Below are 20,936 nucleotides of genomic sequence, written 5' to 3' on the forward strand. Positions count from 1 at the left end.
TATATCCTCTAAAAAATAAAGAAATGGCCGGAAGGAGAAACACCGATGGATACCAAAGAACGGATCTTTCAGCAGGAGGGGGACCACTTCCCTGGAAAGACGTATGTCGAAGCAGTATTGGAGCCAGCCTTTACGGAAGCCAAAACCCATCTTTTGACGCCGATGATGGCGATCAACAAGGCCCATCTCATCATGCTTCGCGAGCAGGAGCTGATCACGGATGGAGAGGCCAAACAGATCGCCCGTTCGCTGCGCGGCATCGATCTGGAAGAGCTGCGTCGCTCCTCGTACACGGGACAATTTGAGGATTTGTTCTTTCAGGTGGAGAGCAAGCTTCTGGAGCTGGCGGGTGACGTCGCGGGCAATCTGCATCTGGCCCGCAGCCGCAATGACATGGGTGTCACCATTTATCGCATGGTACTGCGCGAGAAATTGCTGGTGACACTATCGTCAGCTATCGCCCTGAAAGAGCAATTGCTCCGGTTTGCAGATGAACACGCGGAAACGGTCATGATCGGGTATACGCATACACAGCAGGCTCAGCCGACGACCATGGCCCACTATATCATGGCCGTGGTCGATTCGCTGACGCGGGATATCCGCAGGCTGATCAGCGCGTATCGGACCTGCAACCGCAGCCCGATGGGGGCGGCAGCACTGACGACGTCCGGTTTCCCGATCAGCCGGGAGCGGGTGATGAAGCTGCTGGCCTTTGACGAGCTGGTAGAGAATGCATACGATGCGATCGGAGGCGCCGACTATTTGGGTGAAGTCGCTACGGCTGTGCAGCTGGCATCGATCAACCTGGGACGTACCGTTCAGGATATGCTGCAGTGGTGTACACAGGAGTTTGCCGTATTGAAAGTGGCAAGCCCCTATGTACAGATCAGTTCGATCATGCCGCAGAAGCGAAATCCCGTCTCTTTCGAACACATGCGGTCCCTGCTGTCGTCGGCGGCTGGCAACGCCAGTACCGTTTTGACGATGATGCACAACACTCCGTTCGGCGACATCGTCGATACGGAGGACGACATGCAGCCGTACGCATGGCGCAGCCTGTCTGTCCTCGATCAGATGTACCGGCTGATGGCCTGCGTGGTAGGGACGATGGACGTCAACAAACAGGGCTTGCTGGAGCGGGCCAAGGGCAGCTTTGCCACGGTAACGGAGCTGGCTGATACCCTTGTTCGGACGGACCGCCTGTCTTTCCGCACCTCCCACCACATCGTCAGCAGAGTGGTAAAAGAAGCGATGGCACGCGGACTTCGGGCCGATGAGATCGGGCTCGATCTCGTTCAGGAGGCGGCACAGGCCGTTATCGGAAGAAACATGAGTCTGACCGAGCAAGAGCTCAGGCAGGCGCTTGATCCCGTTCATTTTGTGGCGATCCGCAAGCTACCCGGGGGTCCCAGCCCAGATGAAATGAGACGCATGATCACCCATCGCAAGCAAGAAGGCCAAACCGACTCGGCCTGGCTTGCAGCGGAGAAGGAAACAGTTCGGCAAGCTATGAGCTATCTTGATCAGATCACGTCCGAATGGAGTGAAGCATGATGACCGTGACACGCATTCCCCTCTTGGCCGTAGACGGCGGGGGAACAAAGTGTCTGGCCGTATTGGTTGACGACTCGCAACAGATCGTGGCTACGGGTCGTGCGGGCTCCTGCAACTACCAGGGGATTGGCAAAGAGCTGGCAGCCCGGGAGCTGGAGGCGGCGATACGGGCAGCGCTGCAGGAAGCCGGAGTCCGGCAGGAGACAGCGAGCGCAGACGAACCTCCATCGACTCGCCGCTCCAGCGATCGCCAGACTCGGGAGAACAGCCCTGCGCTTGGGAAGGAAACGCTGGAAATTGAATGCGCGGTGTTTGGACTGGCCGGACTGGATACCGAATACGACCGGCGCGTGATTACGGAAATGGTGGTTGCCGTCTTGCAAAAGCTGCAAGTACATGTGCGCCATTTGCTGGTGGAAAACGACGGCTTCGCCGCCCTTTTGGGGGCCACAAACGGGGAGCCGGGAATTCTCGTCATTGCTGGTACCGGTTCGATCGCCTTCGGTGTCAACAAGGCTGGCGAAACGGCCCGATCAGGCGGTTGGGGCCATCGGGTCGGAGACGAAGGGAGCGGCTACTGGATCGGCAAACAGGCCGTTACGGCTGTGCTGAGGGCAGCGGATGGACGCGGAAGCCAGACTGTACTGACAGACCTGCTGCTGCCGCATATCGGTCTTGCTCACGTAGAAGAGCTGTTTAACTGGACATACGGTTCGGAATACTCCGTCGACAAGCTCGGGGAGCTCTCTCTTCTCGTCAGCCAGGCAGCCGACCGTGGAGACTCTGTTGCCCTCGGCATTTTGGAGAGGGCGGGAGAAGAGCTGTTTCTTGCGGCCAAAGCAGTGATGGAGCGGCTGGGCATGGGCAGAGAGCCGTTCAAAATGATCCTTCAGGGAGGCGTCTTGCAAAACGATGAGCGGGTCCGTTCGATCGTCATGCAGCGAATCCGCTCGGCGGCTCCCCAGGTTGTGATCGACAAGGCTCAAAACGAACCTATTTACGGTGTAATCGCCAAAGGATTGGCATATCTCAAAGGGAGAACCGAGAGACATTGAGGTGAAAAGTATGAAACGATGGATGTTTGTGTTTCCCCATCCCGACGACGAATCTTTTGCATGTGCCGGAACATTGGCAAGGTGCCGGGACGCTGGACATGAAACGTGTCTCGTTTGCGTCACGTCCGGCTGCAAGGGGCGTCCTGGTCCGTTTCCCATCAACTGCCGGGAAGAGCTGGCCCGGCATCGGGAGCAGGAGCTTGCGCGTGCAGCCGACGTTTTGGGGATCGGAAAGCTGGAGCTACTCCGTTATCCGGATGGCGGATTGTCAGCAGTGGAGCCGGAAGAGCTTGCAGAGCGCATTTGCCAGTTGATCGTGGATTGGAAACCAAACGTGATAGTCACGTTTCCGCCGGACGGCGTGACCGGGCATCCCGATCATATCGCCGCCTCCAATGCTACCGTTGCCGCAGTGGAACGGGCGGAACAGCAACTGCAAAACGGGGAATACCCCTCGCTCTATTTCGTATCCATTCCGCATTACTACGACCATTGCCCCGACAAGGGACCGAGGCCGGCCGTCCCCATTACAGGAAAGGTGGACATCACGCTATACCGTGAACAAAAAGCGGAAGCGCTGCGTGCCCATCAAAGCCAGGAATACTCGGTCAATCGGGCTTATCCGGGCGTAATGAACGGAGACAGCAGCGTAATCGGTTGTTACGAATACTATACACTGGTGCGAGAGAGAGGCAGGGCCGTCACTCCGGTTTCCCCCGAGAAAGAGATTCCCTTGATCCACCTGTAGACTTATACTAAGGGAAAACAAATTGGTGAAGGGGGAGCGGGCTAATGAAGACGATTGGATTGATCGGCGGGATGAGCTGGGAGTCCTCCGCGGTGTATTATCGTTTGCTGAATGAGGCCGTAAAGGCGGAAAGAGGAAATTTGCATTCTGCCAAATGCCTGCTGTTCTCCGTTGATTTCGCAGAAATTGCGCATTTGCAGCATCAGGGAGAATGGGCGGAACTGGGCCGGGAAATGGTGCGTGCAGCCCAAAGACTGGAGGCCGCCGGTGCCGATATGATTGTGCTTTGCACAAATACGATGCACAAGGTCGCGGAGAAGATCGAGACACAGGTCCCGCTTCCCTTTATCCATATCGCTGACGCTACGGCTCACTCCATCAAGGCTGCCGGTTTAACGAGAGTGGGCCTGCTTGCCACCCGTTTTACGATGGAAGAGGAGTTTTACACGGGAAGGCTGAGGGACAAGCACGGCTTGGACGTGCTCATTCCTTCTGCGGAGGAACGGGAAGCCGTGCATGAAATTATTTACACGGAGCTATGCCAGGGAGTAATCCGGGAAGAGTCGAAAGGCAGGTATCTGGAAATAATCCGACGCCTGATCGAGCAGGGGGCCGAGGGAATCATCCTGGGCTGCACGGAAATCGGCCTTTTGATCGGGCAGCAAGACTGTGCCGTGCCCGTTTTTGACACCACCCGGATTCACGCGGAAGCCGCTGTCCGCTACGCTCTCGGGGACGATGCCGAATAAAAAGGAGGGGATGACGCAATCCCCTCCTTTTTTGTGGCAGCCGATTATGGAGAGTCCGCGTTTTCGACCTGTTCGAAAAGCGGCTCAGGCTTTGCTGACCTTATCCGGCAGCTTATGTAACCGATTTGGAGTGTTTTTTGGTATGGGCGATCGCTGTCTGGATATAGGCAGTCAACGTATCGATAAACGTTCGGGCTGCAAATCCCATGTATCTGTCCGAACGATGGACGATACAGATGTCCTGGCAAGGCGTCGGATCCAGAAGCGAGATGATCGCGATCTCTTTTCGGTTGAGATTTTCCAGCAGCAGTCGGGGCAGTACGCATGCACCGATCCCCTGCTCCACCAGTGTGAGCAGAGAGGACAGGGTGGTCGTTTCGATATGCGGCTGCAGACGGAAACCTTCCTGGAGACAATAACGGCTGATCACTTGCCTGACTTGATGATCCGGGGGAAACATCACCATTTTCAAGTGCTGCAGCCCGGCAAAGGGGATCGCTTTTTCCTTGGCGAGCGGGTGGTCTGCACGGATAGCCAAGGCAAATTCTTCGTGAAATAACGGCAGCACGGTCATTCGTTCAGCGGGGGGAGGCGTGGTCGTGACGCCAATGTCGATAGTGCCGCTGATGACCTGCTCCAAAACCTTCGTAGATTCGATGACGGATAAAGACAATTGCGGGTAGGTTCGGTGGAATTCCACAAGCAGAGCATCAAAGAGAAGATCCGCATCTCCGGGCAGAACCCCGATCGTGAGCGTTCCGCCTTGCACATTTTTCATTTCGGCAATGGCGTCGCGGGCATAGGCAAGATGGGAAAAAACATGGCGGCTTTGTTCCAGCAACACTTTCCCTGCTTCTGTCATCGCGATTCTTTTACCCATGCGATCAAAGAGCGGGACGCCTAACTCGCTCTCCAAAAGCTTGATCTGTTGGCTGAGATTGGACTGTGTGGTGCAAAGCTTCTCGGATGCCCTGGAAAAATGCATCTCCTCGCAAACAGCGATAAAGTACTCCAATTGTCGCAGCTCCATGTATCCCTCTCCCCGCAGTTATCATCACTTTCAGTAATCATTATAATCGGAAACTGGCGATTGTAGAGTTTTTTTGAAAAGGGTACAGTTGTTTTGACAGGAAGCACACAGTCAATAACGGAGAATGAATGGAGGAATGGTCTTATGTCTCAAAACATTGTCAACACCGCAAAATCTGTTCGGCAAATCGTCCTGCACCAGGTTCAATCCATCCCCGAGGAGCTGTTCGATGCTCAACCTCCACAGTTTACCAATACGATCAGATGGAATGTCGGCCATATCGTCTTTTGCCTGGAATCCTTTCTCTCCCTGGGCTTCCCGGACACCTCACGCCTTCCGGAGTCGTATGCTGCCTTGTTCAATACGGGGACGAAGCCGTCCGATTGGACCGCTGAGCCTCCAACAAAAGAAGAGCTTGTCGAGCACTTGTCCGAGCAGCTTGCCCGCATCGCAGAGATAGCTCCCGGCAAGCTCGAGGAACCGCTGAAGTCGCCGGTGGAAATGGGACCGCTCCGTTTTACAACAGTCGGCGAGGTCGTGAACTTTGCCATCGTCCATGAAGCGATGCATTCCTCAACCATTTCCAGCTTGCTGAAAGTCGTGCAATACGGGAAATAAACGCAAGAAAACGCTTGGATGGTCTCCAAGCGTTTTTCCATGTCATGTTCATATGCTTCTATAACGAATGGACGTGTTGCCTAGACCTCGGAAGCATGGATCTGTTGCTTTAAATCCGCCATCCGCTTTTTTCCCCATTCATACATCATCTCGACGATCGGCAGCAGCGTCATGCCGAGCTCAGTCATGGAGTACTCGACCTTCGGGGGAACTTCCGGGTATACCTCTCTATGAACGATCCCGTCTTCCATCAGCTCGCGGAGTTGATTGGTCAACATTTTATGGGATATTTTCGGAAACAGCCTCTGGAGGTCGCTAAACCGATGCGGCCCCTCAACACCCAAGTGCCACAAAATGACGACCTTCCATTTTCCGCTGATGATGGACAGTGTAAGCTCCTTTTCACAATTGAAATCGCCATTTTTGAGCTTTTCCTGAATTTCTTTTCGCAATTTGTCTGACATCGCTTCCTACGCCTCCTTCTCCAATAGTAACATTTTTGTAACCATCGAACAAAAAAGTGCATGCTTCCCGCCATGGGTAAATGACGATAGGATGAGAGTATCTTTTGAACACTTGTTCACGATCAAGGAGGACATTATATCATGGCGAAAAAAGCATTGCTTATCATACCACCAGACCGTTTCAACGAGGATGAGCTGTTCAGACCGAAAGAAGAACTGCAAAAAGCCGGTATCGAAGTGACCGTTGCCAGTACAAAAACGGGTGTGATCACAGGAGACAACGCGGGAAAAGCGGAAGCCGAGGTCATCTTCTCGGAAGTGTCGGCAAGCGACTATGATGTCGTAGCGGTGATTGGCGGTTCCGGAACCATCGACCATCTGTGGGGAAACCAGGAGCTGATCAGCTATTTGAAACAAGCGTATGACCAGAACATTCTCGTTTCCGGCATCTGCGCAGGTTCGGTAGTGGTCGCAAAGACAGGCTTGCTTTCCGGGCGCAAAGGTACGTGCTACCCTGTTGACGTGATGATCTCCGAGCTGGCTGCAAACAACGTAGAGTACGTAGCCGAGCACGTTGTGGCACACAAAGACGTGATTACGAGCGACGGTCCAGACGGAGCTGTGGAATTTGGACAAAGCCTGGTGAAAGCATTGGCCTAAGCTGGCTAGTCCAGGTTTGTGTCGAAATCCGGTTAAAAACGTAAAGACTGTCTCCCGAAAACCAGATAAGGCAGCAAGCTATCGGCCAGCTTCAAACATGTTTGTGCATGTTTGGGGCTGGTCTTTCTTTAATTGGCCAACTAAGTTACAATAAAAAACAACAAAAACAAAGTAAAAACAATTTCTTAATACTTGATTCACACGTGATTTACAAACAGCCCGTATCATGAGAGGTGATGAAAGGTTCTGAAAAGAGAGGGAGAGGTTCATATGAAGCGTTGGTTCCATCCTTTGCTTGCGTCCTTGTTGCTGCTTCCTGTCGCCGCAGGTTGCGGACAGGCTTCAGGGACACAAACACAATCACAGCAATCCACAGTCTCTGCAGGAGGTGCAGCATCAGGCTCATCCGAGCTCACCGTCTACACGGCGTTAGAAGATGACCAGATCAAGTCGTATCTGGAATCCTTCAAGCAGAAGCACCCGGAGACAAAAATCAATATCGTCCGCGATTCTACCGGCGTGATTACCGCCAAGCTCCTGGCGGAAAAAGACAATCCGCAGGCTGACGTGATCTGGGGAGTAGCGGCTACCAGTCTGCTGGTGCTGGATCAGCATGGCATGCTGGAAGGGTACTCGCCGAAAGGAATCGAGCGGGTCGCTCCCGAGTTCAAAGACACGCAGGAGCCGGCCCATTGGGTAGGCATAGATGCCTGGGAGACTGCGTTTGCTGTGAATACGGTTGAGCTGGCGAAGAAGAACCTCCCCATTCCGCAGTCCTACGAAGACCTGATCAGGCCGGAGTACAAGGGAATGATCGTCATGCCCAATCCGGCATCGTCGGGCACCGGCTACCTGACTGTTTCCGCCTTGCTCCAATTGAAGGGCGAGGAAGAAGGCTGGGCCTATCTGGACAAATTGCATGAAAACATGGCTGTCTATACCCACTCCGGCTCCAAGCCGGCAAAAATGGCTGCTTCCGGCGAGTACCCGATCGGCATTTCGTTTGGCTACCGCTCCATTACCGAAAAGCAAAAGGGAGCGCCGGTCGAAGTCGTCTTCCCGAAAGAGGGCTCGGGCTGGGATGTGGAAGCAAACGCCCTGGTGAAAAAGCAAACGATCAAACCGGCAGCAAAGCAATTTCTGGACTGGGCGATTTCTGATGAAGCGATGAAGGAGTACAACAAGAACTTTGCCATCGTCAGCGTCAAAGGGGCAAGCAGCCAGATTCCGGAGGGCTATACGGTCGATCCGCTGCAGCAATTGATCAAAAACGACCTGAAAAAATCGGCTGAGAACCGCGACAAGGTGCTGGCTGAGTGGGAGAAGCGTTTCAACCAAAAAAGCGAGCCTGCGAACTAAGAGGAGTGCGAACATGACACAATCCTATTTATCCATCCAGGGCGTGAGCAAGCGTTTTGGATTGTACACCGCGCTCGAGCATGTTTCCTTTGCCATCAGCCAGCATGAATTTATCTGCCTGCTCGGCCCCAGCGGCTGCGGAAAATCAACGCTGCTGCGGATTTTGGCCGGACTGGAGCAGCCGACGACAGGCCGCATCGAACTGCACGGACAAGATATTACCACCCGCCCCCCGGCGGAGCGGGGAACCGCGATGATGTTTCAATCCTATGCCTTGTTCCCGAACCTGACCGTTGCCGAGAACGTCGCGTTTGGCTTGCGGGAGAAAAAATGGACGCGGACCGCCATCAAGGAAAAGGTGGCGGAGGTACTGGCGATGGTCGATCTGGAGCAGGCGGGAGGCAAATATCCGGCCCAGCTCTCTGGCGGTCAGCAGCAGCGAGTGGCTTTAGCCCGGGCCATTGCGCTCGCCCCCGATGTGCTGCTGCTGGACGAGCCGTTGTCCGCGCTGGACGCCAAGGTCCGTCAAAAGCTCCGCCGCGAGATTCGGCGTCTTCATGAAGAAACAGGCATGACTACGATCATGGTTACCCACGATCAGGATGAAGCTTTGACCATGGCCGATAAAATTGTCGTGATGGACCACGGGGAGGTGGTTCAGATCGGGACGCCGGAAGATGTGTACAATCGGCCGGGCAGCCCGTTTGTCGCCGATTTCATCGGAGCGATCAACTTTTTTGAGGGAACCCGTTTTGTCGGTCATCTCCCGGATGCAAACGCGCTTTTGGCGATTCGTCCCGAGCATGTTCGTCTGCTGGATCACGAGACGGAGTGCGGTATCCCTGCCGTCGTCGAAAGCGTAGAGTTCCGCGGTTCGTTTTACCGCTTGTTTTTGCAAGTGCAGGATGAGCAGGAAGCAACAATTCCTCTTCGCCTGACGATTGATTTGCCTGCCGCATCGGCGCAGCGAATGAGAGTAAAGCGTGATCAAAAGGTACTGCTGGAGCTTCCCCTGGAAAAGCTGCTGGTATTTGAACGGGACGCTTGGAAGGGTGCAGGGTGAGGAAAATGGAGACATTGCTGCACGCAAAAAGGGAAGCGGACAAGGCCAAGCAGGAGGGGACCCGTGAAGACCTGCGCATGGATGTGGACAGCAGCGCCCGCAATAGCGCCAGCAAGGAAACGATCTTCGATGCGGGGAGCCAGGGGAAAGCGATAAAGAGGGGCGGGATCGACAAAGCCTGGCAAAAGGGCGTCCTTGCCTTGCTCGTTATGGTCCTGGGGGTCGTTGTGCTGTGGCCCTTGCTGACATTGTTTGTCCGAGCCTTTTGGGACGAACAGGGACACTTTGCAGGCCTTTCCAATTTCATCGCCTATTTTTCCACACCGTCGCTCGTCCAGTCTTTTACCAATACGCTGTACATCTCATGCATGACGACGATTTTGGCGGTTGCGCTCGCTTTTTTGTTTGCCTACGCCTTGACACGCACCAGGATGAAGGGCAAGGCGTGGTTTCGTTCCATTGCTCTCTTGCCGCTGTTTGCCCCGACGATGATGCACGGGATCGGGCTTACCTATCTCTTTGGCAATCAAGGGTTGATCACGACCGGAATTTTCGGGCTGCTGCCGTTTTCCTGGGATATGGAGCTGTACGGTGCCACCGGGATCGTGCTCGCGGAAATCGTCTACGTGTTTCCGCAAGCCTACCTGATTTTGGCCGTCTCGCTGGCCTTTGCCGACTACCGCCTGTACGAGGCGGCCGATACCCTCGGAGCGCGAGGCTGGCGAAAGTTTTGGACAGTTACCATCCCCGGCGTCAAATACGGCTTGATCAGCTCGGCTTTTGTTTCGTTTACACTGTCATTCACCGATTTTGGGGCGCCCAAAGTCGTAGGCGGGCAGTATTCCGTATTGGCGACAGATGTGTACAAACAGGTGATCGGCCAGCAAAACATGACGATGGGAGCGACCGTCGGCCTTTTGTTGATCGCGCCTGCCCTGCTGGCCTTTGTCGTGGACCGGATCGTGCAGCGAAAGCAAAACGCTGCTGTCACGTCCAAGTCGCTGCCCTATCAGATCAAGGAAAACAAGCTTCGTGACACGCTATTCTTTCTCTATTGCCTGGGAGTCACCAGTCTGCTGCTGCTCTTGATGGGAGCGGTCGTCCTGGCGTCGTTTATCAAGGTATGGCCGTATAACCTGACCTTTACTCTCGGCCATTACGACTTCTCGCAGGCAGCGGGAGCGGGGATGGAAACCTTGTACAACAGTGTGAAAATCGCCCTCTGGACGGCCGGAATCGGGACAGTCTTCACCTTTGTCGCGGCTTACGTCCTGGAGAAAATGCAGGTATGGAACAGGCTTCGCCAGGCAGGCTACTTTTTGTCCGTGCTGCCGCTCGCTTTGCCGGGCCTGGTCATTGGGCTTGCGTACATTTTCTTTTTCAACAATCCGGCGAATCCTTTGCACAGTATGTACGGAACGATCTGGATACTGGTGCTGGCCAATGTCGTTCACTTTTTCTCCGTGGCCTTCATTACGGCCACGACTGCACTGAAAAAGCTGGACCCGGAATTTGAAGCGGCTGCGGAATCGATGGGAATTCCCCAGTACAAAACATTTTGGCGAGTCACTGTGCCGCTGTGCCTGCCCGCTATCATCGAGATGGCTGTCTACTTTTTTATAAATGCGATGGTCACGATCTCGGCGGTGGTCTTCCTCTACGCGGCAGACTTCAAGCTGGCCTCCGTGGCGATCGTCAATATGGACGATGCCGGAGACGTTGCCCCGGCTGCGGCCATGTCCGTTCTGATCGTCGTGATCAATATCATTGCCCGCGGCTGCGCAGAGTGGATTTCGTTTCTTTTGAAAAAGCGGACAAACAAATGGCAGGAAAGATAACGTGTAAAAACATGCTGTCCACAAAGGCATTGCATCCAGCAGCGCCGTTCGGTTGACAGGACTTATATGTACGAGATAACGCGAGAAAGCTGGTGAACATGTGTTGAAAGCAGTTGTGTTTGATTGGGCGGGAACGATGATTGACTACGGTTGTTTTGCACCGCTCGCTGTATTTATCGAGGTATTCAAGCGACGGGGGATCGATGTCACGCCGGAGGAGGCCCGCGTGCCGATGGGCTTGCTGAAGCGCGATCACATCCGGGCGATCTGCCGGATGGAGCGGATTTGCACGCAGTGGGAAAAGCTCTACGGCAAGAAGCCGGACGAGACGGATGTGGACGCTCTGTATGCAGAGTTTGAGCCGATGATGGTTACCGTCTTGGAAAAGTATGCGCTGCCGGTCCCGGGAGCGGTGGAATTGGCAGAGCGGCTGCGCGAGCGCGGCTTGAAGATAGGCTCAACGACTGGTTATACCGCCGAAATGATGAAGATTGTGGCAGCAGCAGCCCGGGAGCGAGGATATGCGCCAGATGCGATTGTCGCTTCCGACGAAGTTCCCGCTGGCCGGCCGGAGCCATGGATGTGTTATGAAAATGCAAAGCTGCTGGGAGTCTATCCGATGAGCGCAATGGTAAAGGTAGGAGATACCGTAAGCGATATACGGGAGGGCAAAAATGCCGGCATGTGGACGGTCGGAGTCGTAAAAGGCGGGAGCGAGCTGGGCTGGTCGCGTGAACAGGTGGCAGCAGCCGATCCGGTCTTGCTTGCACAAAAAGCCGCAGAAGCAGCAGAGCGATTCAGACAGGCGGGTGCACACTTCATCATTGATGAAATCGGCAAATTGGACGAGGTGCTGGATGAAATCGTAGATCGTCTGGCGGGTGGTGAAAAGCCATGACAGCCAAGAAAAGCAAACTGCTCGCCAAAACAGAAAGCGGACCGGATAATCCATACCTGCTGCTGACGCCGGGACCGCTGTCCACCTCGCCAAGCGTCCGTGCCGCCATGCTCCGAGACTGGTGCACCTGGGACGACGATTACAACCAATTGGTCCAAAGCATCCGCCGCAGGCTTGTTTCTCTGGCTGCCGCGAAGCCGGACGGCTATACGTCTGTCCTGATTCAGGGCAGCGGAACCTTTTGCGTGGAAGCGGTGATCAGCTCGGCTGTCCCAAAGGACGGCAAGCTGCTTGTATTGACCAATGGCGCCTACGGAGACCGCATCGCCAAAATCGCAAACGTGCACGGGATTCCGATGGCGAGGATGGCCTTCGGGGAAATGGAGCCGGTGAACCCGGACAGCCTCGCGGAAAAGCTGGAACAAGATACGGCGATTACGCATGTAGCCGTCGTTCATTGCGAGACGACGACGGGGATGCTCAATCCGCTTGAACAAATGGCGCATGCCGTGAAGCGTTTCAACAAGATCCTGATCGTCGATGCGATGAGCAGCTTCGGCGGAATACCTCTCGACGCGGCAGAGCTGGGGGCTGATTTTCTCGTCAGCAGCGCTAACAAGTGCATCCAGGGCGTCCCCGGATTTGGCTTTGTCATCGCCAAAACGGCGTCGCTAGAGGCGTGCAAAGGACAGGCGCGCTCCCTCTCGCTCGATCTGTACGACCAGTGGGAAACGATGGAAAAGCAAGGCGGAAAGTGGCGGTTTACCTCTCCGACCCACACCGTTCGGGCTTTTTATCAGGCGCTCGTGGAGCTGGAGCAAGAGGGAGGCGTCGGAGCGAGAAACAAGCGCTATGCGGACAACCAGCGCCTGCTCGTTGAAGGAATGGAGGGCCTCGGCTTTTCCTGTCTGCTTCCGGCTCGCTGGCAGTCGCCGATCATCACCTCGTTTCGCTATCCCGATCACCCGGAGTTCCGCTTTGAAACGTTTTACGAACGCTTGAAACAGGCCGGGTTTGTCATCTATCCGGGGAAAATTTCGCAGGCGGAGACCTTCCGCATCGGGAATATCGGAGAAGTGTACGCCGAAGACATCGACAGATTGGTCCAGGCTGTTAAAACCAGTATGTATTGGCGGTAAGAAGAGAGAGGCGGCCGTGGCCGCAATAAGGCAATGACTTGGCGAGGCTCCAGGAAATCGGCGGGACAGGGCCAGGAATCCTTGATTGTATCGCCCAATTCCTCTACAATTCTCAGAGAGGGGAAAAATGGAACTGAACGGGTACGATTCAATCGCGAGAGGGCCAAGGACGGAGAAAGGCTGTGCTGGCTTGTCTCGCAGAATCTGATAGAACGGGACAACATACAAAAAGAATTTCCGGATAAATGGTAGAGCAGGGCAGGGGGCGTAACGGCGTGTCGTTGAACGGAGAAGAACGGAAAAAAATCATACTTCAGCTGCTGGATGCACAGGGCAAGGTGCGCACCAATGATTTGGTGGAGGCGCTGCAGGTGTCTTCGGAGTCCATCCGTCGCTATCTGGAAGAGCTGGAGGCGGAAAAGAAGCTGAAGCGCGTGTACGGAGGGGCAGTGAAGCTGCGGCAGGAGAGGGCTGAGCCTTCCCATCTGTCGCGAGAGGTGCTCAGAGCCGAGGAAAAGAAGCGGATCGGACGAGCGGCGGCAGCTCTGGTGCAGGATCAGGATACGATCATTATCGATGAAGGAACGACGCCATTGCAGATGATCGAATTCCTCGTGGATAGAAAGGAGCTGGTCATTATCACCAGCTCGGTCACTGCTCTTTCCATGCTCGTAAGCTATCAAAATCAGGGACTTCTGTCCGCCGAGCTGTTTTTTCTCGGAGGCAAAGTGAACGCCAAGCACCACCGCGTTGCGGGCCCCTTCGCCGAGAGCATGATGAGCAATTTCTACGTGGACAAAGCCTTTTTGTCCGTTGACGGCATCATGATGGACAGGGGGATCACCTGCTACGAGCTGGAGAGGGCTTTGCTTGCCAAGCGGTATATCGAGCATGCCAGTGAAGTGATCGTCATGGCCGACCATTCCAAAATCGGTACGAGCACCCTGTGCCAGGTGTCCGATCTGTCTGCGATCGACATGGTGATCTGTGATGAAGCGGCGCCGGAGGAATGGCTGTCCGACCTTGAGATGAACCGTGTAGCATGGATAAAAGCGGAATAACAGGTAAACGAAATCAAAGAGACGTGGTATCCTGAAACTAGGAGACTTCGTCTTTTTCTTTGGGCCACGAACCGCGATGGGAGGAAGAGAGATGATAGACAGACTGGACCATCTTGTGCTTACCGTAGCAGATGTAGAGGCAACCTGTGCATTTTATGAAAAGGTGCTGGGCATGACGGTTGTGACGTTTGGCGGTGGGAGGTTTGCGTTGCAGTTTGGACGGCAAAAAATAAATCTGCATCAAGCCGGGCAAGAGTTTGAGCCCAAGGCCAACAAAGCTGTTCCGGGTTCTGCCGATCTTTGTTTGATCGCTTCTGTTCCGCTGGAGCAGGTCATGGCACATCTGGAGACGTGCGGAGTCCCGATATTGGAAGGGCCGGTAGACAGAACGGGTGCTGTCGGGAAGATCCGCTCGGTCTATTTGCGCGATCCCGATCAAAATTTAATTGAAATATCGGTTTACATAGAGGCCTAGCTGCAGGTCATTACGATCACAGCAGGACAGACAGAAAGGAACGGCTTGTAACCGGGGTGGAGTATGATCGTCCCAGCTCTATTACCCATGTTTTTCAGGCTGCATGAAATGGAGGCTTGAATCAAATGGTGGACGGAACAAACAGGAATATGGACAAAACGATTGCCGAAGTGGAAGCGGTACTGGGCAAGCACAGGCCGGGAATTATGGGAGAACAGGATTTCTCCCGTTTCAGCGTACTGGTCCCGCTGGTCAGAGGGGAAGATGGGCAATTGTGTGTGCTGTTTGAAAAACGGGCTGCAACGATGCGCAGACAAGCCGGGGAAATCTGCTTTCCCGGCGGCCGGATCGACCCGGAGGATGCGTCCGAGTGGGATGCCGCACGCAGGGAGACGAGCGAGGAGCTGGGATTGCCTCTGGAACAAATTCATTTCGTCGGCATGCTCGATACGCTGGTCACCCCTGCATCCTGTATATACCCCTTCGTTGGATTTCTGGATTCCCTTGAGGAGCTGCATCCGAATCCTGCGGAAGTAGGCGAAGTGTTTTTGGTGCCGCTGGCAGAATTGCTTGCAACAAGCCCTGATATCTACCAGGCGAAAATACGGGTCGAGCCTGGCCCGGATTACCCCTACCACCTCATACCGGGCGGAGAAGACTACCCGTGGCGGTTTGGCTCTGTCTCCCACTACTTCTACCAGCTTAAGGGACGGGTCGTGTGGGGGATGACAGCACGGATTCTGACTCATTTTATCGATTTGCTGCGACGGGCAAAAGAGCTGGAATGACCAGAGAGGAGCGAGCATGTATGTGGACCGGCAACGAAGTGACAAGCAAACTCGGAATCAAACTGCCGATCATCCAGGCGGGGATGGCGGGAGGAACGACGACTCCGCAGCTGGTTGCAGCCGTCTCTCAGGCTGGCGGACTGGGCACGCTGGGAGCGGGCTATATGAGCGGCGAGCAGATTCGCACAGCGATTCGGGCCATTCGCGAACTGACCGACAAGCCATTTGGCGTCAATCTGTTCATTCCGGAAGAAGAGACAGGCAAAACAGTCCCGGGCGAAGCAGTCCGGCAGATTATGAATGAAACGAGGCGCCGTCTGGGCATCCCCGAGGACCCGGAGCTGGGAAAGGTAGCAGAGCCGTTTGAAGAGCAGATGGCCGCTGTGCTGGAAGAGCGGGTGCCTGTGTTCAGCTTTACCTTTGGCCTTTTGGACAAAAGATGGATGGCTGCGTGCAAGCAGCGCGGAATCGTCGTCATCGGCACAGCCACGACAGTACGGGAGGGCGTGGCCCTGGAAGCGAGCGGCGTGGACATGGTGGTGGCCCAGGGAAGCGAAGCAGGCGGGCACCGCGGCTCGTTTTTGCCGGATTCGCCGGACAATCTCGTCGGATTGATGGCGTTGGTTCCGCAAATGGCAGACCGGCTTTCCATTCCAGTCATTGCCGCTGGCGGCATTATGGACGGAAGAGGAATCGCCGCTGCCTTCATGCTGGGAGCGCAGGCCGCCCAACTGGGAACAGCGTTTCTGTTGACGGAAGAGAGCGGCGCCCATCGCTTGCACAAGCAGGCGGTGCTGTCGGCCAGTGACGAGGCAACGGTCCTGACCATGGCCTTTTCCGGAAAGGCGGCCCGCGGCGTAACCAATGAGTTCATGCAGCTGCTCGCCCCGTACACGGAAGAAATCCCGGCGTATCCGGTGCAAAACGCTTTGACCCGCGATATCCGCCAAGCGGCATCCAAGCAGGAGAGAAGCGAATTTCTCTCGATGTGGGCCGGGCAGGCCGGGGCGCTGGGCAGAGCGATGAGTGCGGAAGAGCTGGTGCGCAAGCTGGTGGAAGAGACGGAAGAATTGTTGGGGAAGCGGTGAGCCACCCTTTTTTGAGCTGTCAGCCGGCGGCGGATGCAAAATTGTAAGGATGGTGGCCGGTGTCCCGAAAGTCTCTCGGGTTCTCACTGTTGGACCTATCGGGCAAGGATTTATCGGACAACGAATACAATGGCTTCGCCGATTGACCAGGCGAAGCTTTTTTCTACTTTGTAAAAGTCTAATTTCGCTAACGCGATAGAGGGTGAAAGTATAAGTGCAACTAAGACCACGCCAAAAAGCTTGGCGTAGCCAAGTTTTCTAATTCCCTGCCGGCAAATCCGACATACTCTCAGCCATCGGTCAATTGTTTCGCGGATGGTTATTGGTTACAATGGATTCGTTCTTGTGGACAGATTTACGGGAGACAAAGGAGACAAAGTCGATGAAAAAATGGCTCGGACTTATTCTTGTAGCTGGATTGGCCGTTTCGGCAGCGGCTTGCACGCCGGTAGAGAAGGCACCGGAGGCAGCCATGCAAGTGAAGCCGGTCGATTTATTTGCAGGCGATGCGCAAAAATTCAAACCGTTCTTGGGACTGATGTCCGGCGCGGTTCAAGTAAAATATCGCGGAAAGAGCAACGAGATCAAAACTACGCTGGAAGTATGGGAATACGGCAAAAAGACGCAGACCCTCGGAGAGCTTGGGGAAAGCATCAGGGACAAAGATGGAAAAGAGGGCAAAGAAGAGCAATACAGCTTTGACGGGGAAGCGATCTTTTCCGTAAAGGGCAGCCAGGGAGAGGACCCGAACAAGACGCATTATGAAATCACGGTTGCCCTCATCGATAAAAACGGCTCAACCAGCAGTCAGCTTGATTGGGTCGTGGATGCCAAGCAGGTCGCCAGCAGTCCGATCGAGCTGGCAGAAGAGCTGAATTTGCAGGAAGGCGAGCGTGCCGCGGTATGGGGCATGCAGGCGACTGATGAACAAGTCATCAAGACCGTTGATTTTACACCGGAATCATTAAAAAATGCGAAATGGGCATTGCTCGTTTTCATGTCGGCCGGGTCTGAGGAAACACCAGCGCCGTAGAGTTTTTTCCCCCTGTTTGTAAAGAAATTTCGACCTACCTGCCAAAAATTTTCAAATCTATAATGATCGTACAAAGGCAAAATCAGGAAAAAAGGGGGGTCTGAAGTGAAACAGGCAATGAAACATGCATGGAAACAGGCGGGAGCCCTGTTGTTGATGTCATCGATGCTGGTCGTCGCCGCCTGTAGCAGCGGCGGCGGTGCCAGCACAAGCACACAGCCGCAGGCGCCGGCAGGTTCGACGACACCTGCCGACAATTCTGGAAGCGCTGTCAAAAAGGAAGTCACCCTTTCGCTCAGACATACGCAAATCAAGGAGACCAGCAAAACAAGACTGAAGATTCTGGAAGATGTCGTCAAAAAGACAGAAGAAAAAAATCCGGGTCTGAAAATCGAGCTGGAAGGCATGGATGAAAACGTCAACCGCGATCAAAAGCTGAAGGCGGAGATGGCGGCAGGGAATCCGCCGAAAATCTTCGAGATGTTTGGCGGAGCCGATACGAAGCTGTACGTCAAGGCAGGAAGACTGCTTGATTTGACTGACTTTCTGGTCGAATCGGGCTTGAAAGACAAGTTTGTCAACCTCGAAGAGTTCACGGTCGACGGCCGCGTCTACGGTCTGCCGATAGGCGGGTACGCCGAAGGATTTTTCTACAACAAAAAGCTGTTTGCCGAGCTGGGTCTCAGCGTCCCGAAGACATGGGATGAATTTATCGCTGTAAATGAAAAGCTGAAGGCAGCGGGAAAAGTGCCGCTTGCCCTGGCGGCCAAGGACGGCTGGGTCAACGCGATGCTGTTCAACACGATATTGGAACGAAATGCCGGGATGCCGGCCATCGAAGGGCTGGTCAGCGGCACCCACAAGTGGACTGATCCGGAAATGGTGAAGGCACTTTCCGACTATGCCTCCCTGGTGAATGCCGACTACTTTACCAAAGGGGCGCTCGGCTTGCCATACTCCGATCAGGGAGCCCAGTTCCTGCGCGGAGAGGCCGGCATGGTCTTCACCGGAAGCTGGGATGCCACTCGCTACAGCGGCGACGAGGCGGGCGATCTGAAAGGGCAGATCGGTTTCTTCCCCTTCCCGGCGGTCAGCGGAGGAAAGGGCGACCAGACCTCGATCAACGCTGGTTACTCCAACGGCTTCGGCTTCTCCAAAGACCTGACCGAGGAGCAAAAACAGATGGTCTATGCCTTTATCAAGGAGCATTTCAACGAAGAGGTGCAAAAACGGATGCTGGTCGAGGATCGGGTGCTCCCGTCGATGAAGCTGAGCGATCTGTCCGGTGCCGATCCATTGATTACCGAGGTCATCCAGACGATCAACAACGCCAGCAGCACCTGGAGAGCGTATGATGCTGTCGTGCAGCCGCCGGTCAAGCTTGCCGTGGAAAATTCCCTGCAGGAGCTGATCGGCAAGGTGAAAACGCCGGAGCAGGTAGCAGAGCGTCTGCAAAAAGAGCAGGACAAGGCCAATCAGAGCAAATAAGCATTCCAAAAGGCCATAAATCAGCATGAAAAGAGGAGCCACTTCGCCCAGTCAAGTGGCTCCCTCTCTTACCCGATCATGCTTACTGGTGAATATGGAGGCATAAAATGAACAACGTGTTGACAAGGCCGTGGCTTTTTCTTATGTTTTTGCTACCAGCAATTGGGTTGTACGTTGTATTTATGGGAATTCCGCTGGTACAGTCTCTCTATTACGCCTTTTTCCAATGGGACGGCGTGACGGAGATGACCTTTGTCGGACTGGACAACTTCGCCGGGCTGCTCGAAGATGAAGTATTTCGACGCTCCTTTTACAACAACGTGTCCTTCATCCTGTTCAGCACCTTCATCTCCATGCCGATCATCGTGGCTGTCGCTCTGCTCTTGAGCCAGGTGAGACGGTTTCAAACCTTTTACCGTACCGGCGTCTTTCTCCCGACCGTTCTCTCCACGGCGGTGGTAGGGGTCCTGTGGCTTTACATTTACCATCCGGACGCAGGGCTGCTGAACAATTTTCTGCGCCTGCTGAAGCTCGACTCCCTGACCCAGTATTGGCTGTCGGATCCCAAGTGGGCGATGATCAGCGTTTTGGTCGCCAATGCCTGGCAATGGACCGGTTTTTACGTCGTGCTGGTGCTGGCGGCGATACTGGGAGTGCCGCGTGAGCTGACGGAGGCGGCGGAGATTGACGGGGCCAATGCCTGGCAAAAAACGTGGTTTATCACGCTGCCGCTGATCCGGCCCGTCCTGGTGGTCATCTTCTTGCTCAATGTTTCCGGCTCGATGAAGGCGCTCGACATCATCATGGTGATGACAGAAGGCGGACCGTTTCAGACGACCGATGTGCTCGCCACCTACATGGTCACGAAGGCATTCCGCGAATACGAATACGGCTATGGAAGCGCGATTGCCGTCGTGATCTTTCTGCTCACGCTGCTGTTTGCCTGGATCATCCAGCGGGCCAACAAAAAAGAGCAGGAGGTGGAGCTCTGATGCGCACCTGGCTGTACCGCCGGAATGTCATTCCCCACATGCTTTTGACTGTATACGTCCTCGTCACCTTGTATCCGCTCGTCTGGCTGGCGATCTCGTCATTGAAGACGCAGCGGGAAATTACAGAAAGCCCCTGGGGACTGCCGTCGAGCTTTCAGTGGCAAAACTACGTGGAAGCGTGGAAGACGGCGAAAGTGAGCACGTATTTCTTCAACAGTCTCTACATCAGCACAGTCTCCTGCATCTTGATCGTCATCATCGGCTCGGCGGCGGCGTTTGCCATCACGCGGATGAATTTCCCCCGGTTGAGCAACTGGGTCTATCAGTTTTTTCTGCTCGGTCTGGTCGTTCCGGGCGGGGCGCTGCTCATCCCGCTCTACCGGCTGCTGCAGGAGATGAAGCTGATCGACACGCACTTGTCCCTGATTTTGATCAACGCCACATTCGCTCTGCCCGTCACGATCTTTATCCTGTCGGCTTTTATGAAGGCCATCCCGAGGGAGCTGGAGGAAGCGGCGATTGTAGACGGCTTGGGCGCGTTCGGCTTGTTTGTGCGGATCATCCTTCCGGTGACGATGCCGGCGATCGTGACCGTATTTATTCTCAACTTTATCAATGTGTGGAACGAATTCATCATGGCACTGCTGTTTCTCTCCAAGGAAACGCTGCGGACCCTCCCTGTCGGCATGTCCGTGTTCAAGGATGCGTTTCAGACAAACTACGCGCTGCTGTCCGCGGCGGTCATGTACAGTGTCGTGCCCGTCGTGATCGTGTACCTCTTTTTGCAGCGAAAAATCATTGAGGGGGTAACGGCGGGCAGCGTGAAAGGATAAGCC

The 20,936-nt window shown here is 54.7% G+C and carries 21 protein-coding genes; 19 read left to right on the forward strand and 2 right to left on the reverse strand.

The window, feature by feature from the left end; genetic code table 11:
• Positions 1 to 45 precede the first annotated feature (45 nt).
• Genes argH through EDM54_RS04960 form a run of 4 tightly spaced genes read left to right on the forward strand, consistent with a single transcriptional unit; the run spans position 46 to position 4,106 of the window.
• Positions 46 to 1,554, forward strand: a complete 1,509-nt coding sequence (argH, locus tag EDM54_RS04945; protein ID WP_003388917.1) for an argininosuccinate lyase — start codon at positions 46 to 48, stop codon at positions 1,552 to 1,554.
• Complete coding sequence (locus EDM54_RS04950; RefSeq protein ID WP_122957877.1) at positions 1,554 to 2,609, forward strand: N-acetylglucosamine kinase; 1,056 nt, start codon at positions 1,554 to 1,556, stop codon at positions 2,607 to 2,609. The genes argH and EDM54_RS04950 overlap by 1 nt, the downstream gene beginning before the upstream one ends.
• A gap of 10 nt (positions 2,610 to 2,619) precedes the next feature.
• Positions 2,620 to 3,357, forward strand: coding sequence for a PIG-L deacetylase family protein (locus EDM54_RS04955; RefSeq protein ID WP_122957878.1), 738 nt, complete (start codon positions 2,620 to 2,622; stop codon positions 3,355 to 3,357).
• 44 nt (positions 3,358 to 3,401) lie between these two features.
• On the forward strand, positions 3,402 to 4,106 hold the full coding sequence (locus EDM54_RS04960) for an aspartate/glutamate racemase family protein (protein ID WP_003388920.1): 705 nt from the start codon (positions 3,402 to 3,404) through the stop codon (positions 4,104 to 4,106).
• 112 nt (positions 4,107 to 4,218) lie between these two features.
• Here EDM54_RS04960 and EDM54_RS04965 read toward each other — a convergent pair whose 3' ends face one another.
• Positions 4,219 to 5,136 (reverse strand): LysR family transcriptional regulator, encoded by a 918-nt coding sequence (locus tag EDM54_RS04965; RefSeq protein WP_024983904.1) that lies wholly within the window; start codon positions 5,134 to 5,136, stop codon positions 4,219 to 4,221.
• 144 nt (positions 5,137 to 5,280) lie between these two features.
• Between EDM54_RS04965 and EDM54_RS04970 the strand changes: the two genes are divergently transcribed.
• Positions 5,281 to 5,754: a DinB family protein gene (locus EDM54_RS04970; RefSeq protein ID WP_003388922.1), complete on the forward strand. Its 474-nt coding sequence runs from the start codon at positions 5,281 to 5,283 to the stop codon at positions 5,752 to 5,754.
• Positions 5,755 to 5,834: 80 nt separating this feature from the next.
• Here EDM54_RS04970 and EDM54_RS04975 read toward each other — a convergent pair whose 3' ends face one another.
• A complete protein-coding gene (locus EDM54_RS04975; protein ID WP_003388923.1) occupies positions 5,835 to 6,218 on the reverse strand; it encodes a winged helix-turn-helix transcriptional regulator in 384 nt (127 codons plus the stop codon).
• Between the two features lie 141 nt (positions 6,219 to 6,359).
• On the opposite strand from EDM54_RS04975, the gene EDM54_RS04980 reads away from it, so the two are divergent.
• The 14 genes from EDM54_RS04980 to EDM54_RS05045 all read left to right on the forward strand — a co-directional run bounded on the left by EDM54_RS04980 (position 6,360) and on the right by EDM54_RS05045 (position 20,933).
• Complete coding sequence (locus EDM54_RS04980) at positions 6,360 to 6,878, forward strand: DJ-1/PfpI family protein (protein ID WP_003388924.1); 519 nt, start codon at positions 6,360 to 6,362, stop codon at positions 6,876 to 6,878.
• 270 nt (positions 6,879 to 7,148) lie between these two features.
• On the forward strand, positions 7,149 to 8,237 hold the full coding sequence (locus EDM54_RS04985) for a putative 2-aminoethylphosphonate ABC transporter substrate-binding protein (RefSeq protein WP_031931879.1): 1,089 nt from the start codon (positions 7,149 to 7,151) through the stop codon (positions 8,235 to 8,237).
• Positions 8,238 to 8,250: 13 nt separating this feature from the next.
• The gene (locus tag EDM54_RS04990) at positions 8,251 to 9,300 is read left to right on the forward strand and encodes an ABC transporter ATP-binding protein (RefSeq protein ID WP_122957879.1); all 1,050 of its coding nucleotides are present in this window, start codon (positions 8,251 to 8,253) and stop codon (positions 9,298 to 9,300) included.
• 77 nt (positions 9,301 to 9,377) lie between these two features.
• Entirely contained in the window at positions 9,378 to 11,138 is a 1,761-nt protein-coding gene (locus EDM54_RS04995; RefSeq protein ID WP_371862572.1) for a putative 2-aminoethylphosphonate ABC transporter permease subunit, read from the forward strand.
• A gap of 100 nt (positions 11,139 to 11,238) precedes the next feature.
• Entirely contained in the window at positions 11,239 to 12,036 is a 798-nt protein-coding gene (gene phnX, locus EDM54_RS05000) for a phosphonoacetaldehyde hydrolase (protein WP_024983908.1), read from the forward strand.
• Positions 12,033 to 13,175 carry a 2-aminoethylphosphonate--pyruvate transaminase gene (gene phnW, locus EDM54_RS05005; protein ID WP_122957880.1) on the forward strand — a complete coding sequence of 381 codons (1,143 nt, stop codon included), beginning with the start codon at positions 12,033 to 12,035 and terminating at the stop codon, positions 13,173 to 13,175. Before phnX ends, phnW begins: the two co-directional genes overlap by 4 nt.
• Positions 13,176 to 13,450: 275 nt before the next feature.
• Positions 13,451 to 14,236: a DeoR/GlpR family DNA-binding transcription regulator gene (locus EDM54_RS05010; protein ID WP_024983910.1), complete on the forward strand. Its 786-nt coding sequence runs from the start codon at positions 13,451 to 13,453 to the stop codon at positions 14,234 to 14,236.
• Between the two features lie 91 nt (positions 14,237 to 14,327).
• Positions 14,328 to 14,711: a VOC family protein gene (locus EDM54_RS05015; RefSeq protein WP_024983911.1), complete on the forward strand. Its 384-nt coding sequence runs from the start codon at positions 14,328 to 14,330 to the stop codon at positions 14,709 to 14,711.
• Positions 14,712 to 14,836: 125 nt separating this feature from the next.
• Positions 14,837 to 15,499 (forward strand): NUDIX hydrolase, encoded by a 663-nt coding sequence (locus EDM54_RS05020; RefSeq protein WP_174768848.1) that lies wholly within the window; start codon positions 14,837 to 14,839, stop codon positions 15,497 to 15,499.
• A gap of 20 nt (positions 15,500 to 15,519) precedes the next feature.
• A complete protein-coding gene (locus EDM54_RS05025; RefSeq protein ID WP_039070493.1) occupies positions 15,520 to 16,587 on the forward strand; it encodes an NAD(P)H-dependent flavin oxidoreductase in 1,068 nt (355 codons plus the stop codon).
• Positions 16,588 to 16,969: 382 nt separating this feature from the next.
• Positions 16,970 to 17,620 (forward strand): hypothetical protein, encoded by a 651-nt coding sequence (locus EDM54_RS05030; protein WP_122957881.1) that lies wholly within the window; start codon positions 16,970 to 16,972, stop codon positions 17,618 to 17,620.
• Positions 17,621 to 17,725: 105 nt separating this feature from the next.
• The gene (locus EDM54_RS05035; protein WP_051925342.1) at positions 17,726 to 19,108 is read left to right on the forward strand and encodes an extracellular solute-binding protein; all 1,383 of its coding nucleotides are present in this window, start codon (positions 17,726 to 17,728) and stop codon (positions 19,106 to 19,108) included.
• A gap of 107 nt (positions 19,109 to 19,215) precedes the next feature.
• A complete protein-coding gene (locus EDM54_RS05040) occupies positions 19,216 to 20,100 on the forward strand; it encodes a carbohydrate ABC transporter permease (RefSeq protein ID WP_039070491.1) in 885 nt (294 codons plus the stop codon).
• On the forward strand, positions 20,100 to 20,933 hold the full coding sequence (locus EDM54_RS05045) for a carbohydrate ABC transporter permease (RefSeq protein WP_003388939.1): 834 nt from the start codon (positions 20,100 to 20,102) through the stop codon (positions 20,931 to 20,933). The genes EDM54_RS05040 and EDM54_RS05045 overlap by 1 nt, the downstream gene beginning before the upstream one ends.
• The last annotated feature ends 3 nt before the right edge of the window (positions 20,934 to 20,936 follow it).

This window comes from Brevibacillus borstelensis (genome assembly GCF_003710865.1).
GTDB classification, from domain to species: Bacteria; Bacillota; Bacilli; order Brevibacillales; family Brevibacillaceae; genus Brevibacillus; species Brevibacillus borstelensis.

Coding starts and splice junctions, on each gene's coding strand:
- argH (WP_003388917.1), top strand. CDS start 46: ATGGATACCAAAGAACGGATCTTTCAGCAGGAGGGGGACCACTTCCCT.
- EDM54_RS04950 (WP_122957877.1), top strand. CDS start 1,554: ATGACCGTGACACGCATTCCCCTCTTGGCCGTAGACGGCGGGGGAACA.
- EDM54_RS04955 (WP_122957878.1), top strand. CDS start 2,620: ATGAAACGATGGATGTTTGTGTTTCCCCATCCCGACGACGAATCTTTT.
- EDM54_RS04960 (WP_003388920.1), top strand. CDS start 3,402: ATGAAGACGATTGGATTGATCGGCGGGATGAGCTGGGAGTCCTCCGCG.
- EDM54_RS04965 (WP_024983904.1), bottom strand. CDS start 5,136: ATGGAGCTGCGACAATTGGAGTACTTTATCGCTGTTTGCGAGGAGATG.
- EDM54_RS04970 (WP_003388922.1), top strand. CDS start 5,281: ATGTCTCAAAACATTGTCAACACCGCAAAATCTGTTCGGCAAATCGTC.
- EDM54_RS04975 (WP_003388923.1), bottom strand. CDS start 6,218: ATGTCAGACAAATTGCGAAAAGAAATTCAGGAAAAGCTCAAAAATGGC.
- EDM54_RS04980 (WP_003388924.1), top strand. CDS start 6,360: ATGGCGAAAAAAGCATTGCTTATCATACCACCAGACCGTTTCAACGAG.
- EDM54_RS04985 (WP_031931879.1), top strand. CDS start 7,149: ATGAAGCGTTGGTTCCATCCTTTGCTTGCGTCCTTGTTGCTGCTTCCT.
- EDM54_RS04990 (WP_122957879.1), top strand. CDS start 8,251: ATGACACAATCCTATTTATCCATCCAGGGCGTGAGCAAGCGTTTTGGA.
- EDM54_RS04995 (WP_371862572.1), top strand. CDS start 9,378: ATGGATGTGGACAGCAGCGCCCGCAATAGCGCCAGCAAGGAAACGATC.
- phnW (WP_122957880.1), top strand. CDS start 12,033: ATGACAGCCAAGAAAAGCAAACTGCTCGCCAAAACAGAAAGCGGACCG.
- EDM54_RS05015 (WP_024983911.1), top strand. CDS start 14,328: ATGATAGACAGACTGGACCATCTTGTGCTTACCGTAGCAGATGTAGAG.
- EDM54_RS05020 (WP_174768848.1), top strand. CDS start 14,837: ATGGTGGACGGAACAAACAGGAATATGGACAAAACGATTGCCGAAGTG.
- EDM54_RS05025 (WP_039070493.1), top strand. CDS start 15,520: ATGTGGACCGGCAACGAAGTGACAAGCAAACTCGGAATCAAACTGCCG.
- EDM54_RS05030 (WP_122957881.1), top strand. CDS start 16,970: ATGAAAAAATGGCTCGGACTTATTCTTGTAGCTGGATTGGCCGTTTCG.
- EDM54_RS05040 (WP_039070491.1), top strand. CDS start 19,216: ATGAACAACGTGTTGACAAGGCCGTGGCTTTTTCTTATGTTTTTGCTA.
- EDM54_RS05045 (WP_003388939.1), top strand. CDS start 20,100: ATGCGCACCTGGCTGTACCGCCGGAATGTCATTCCCCACATGCTTTTG.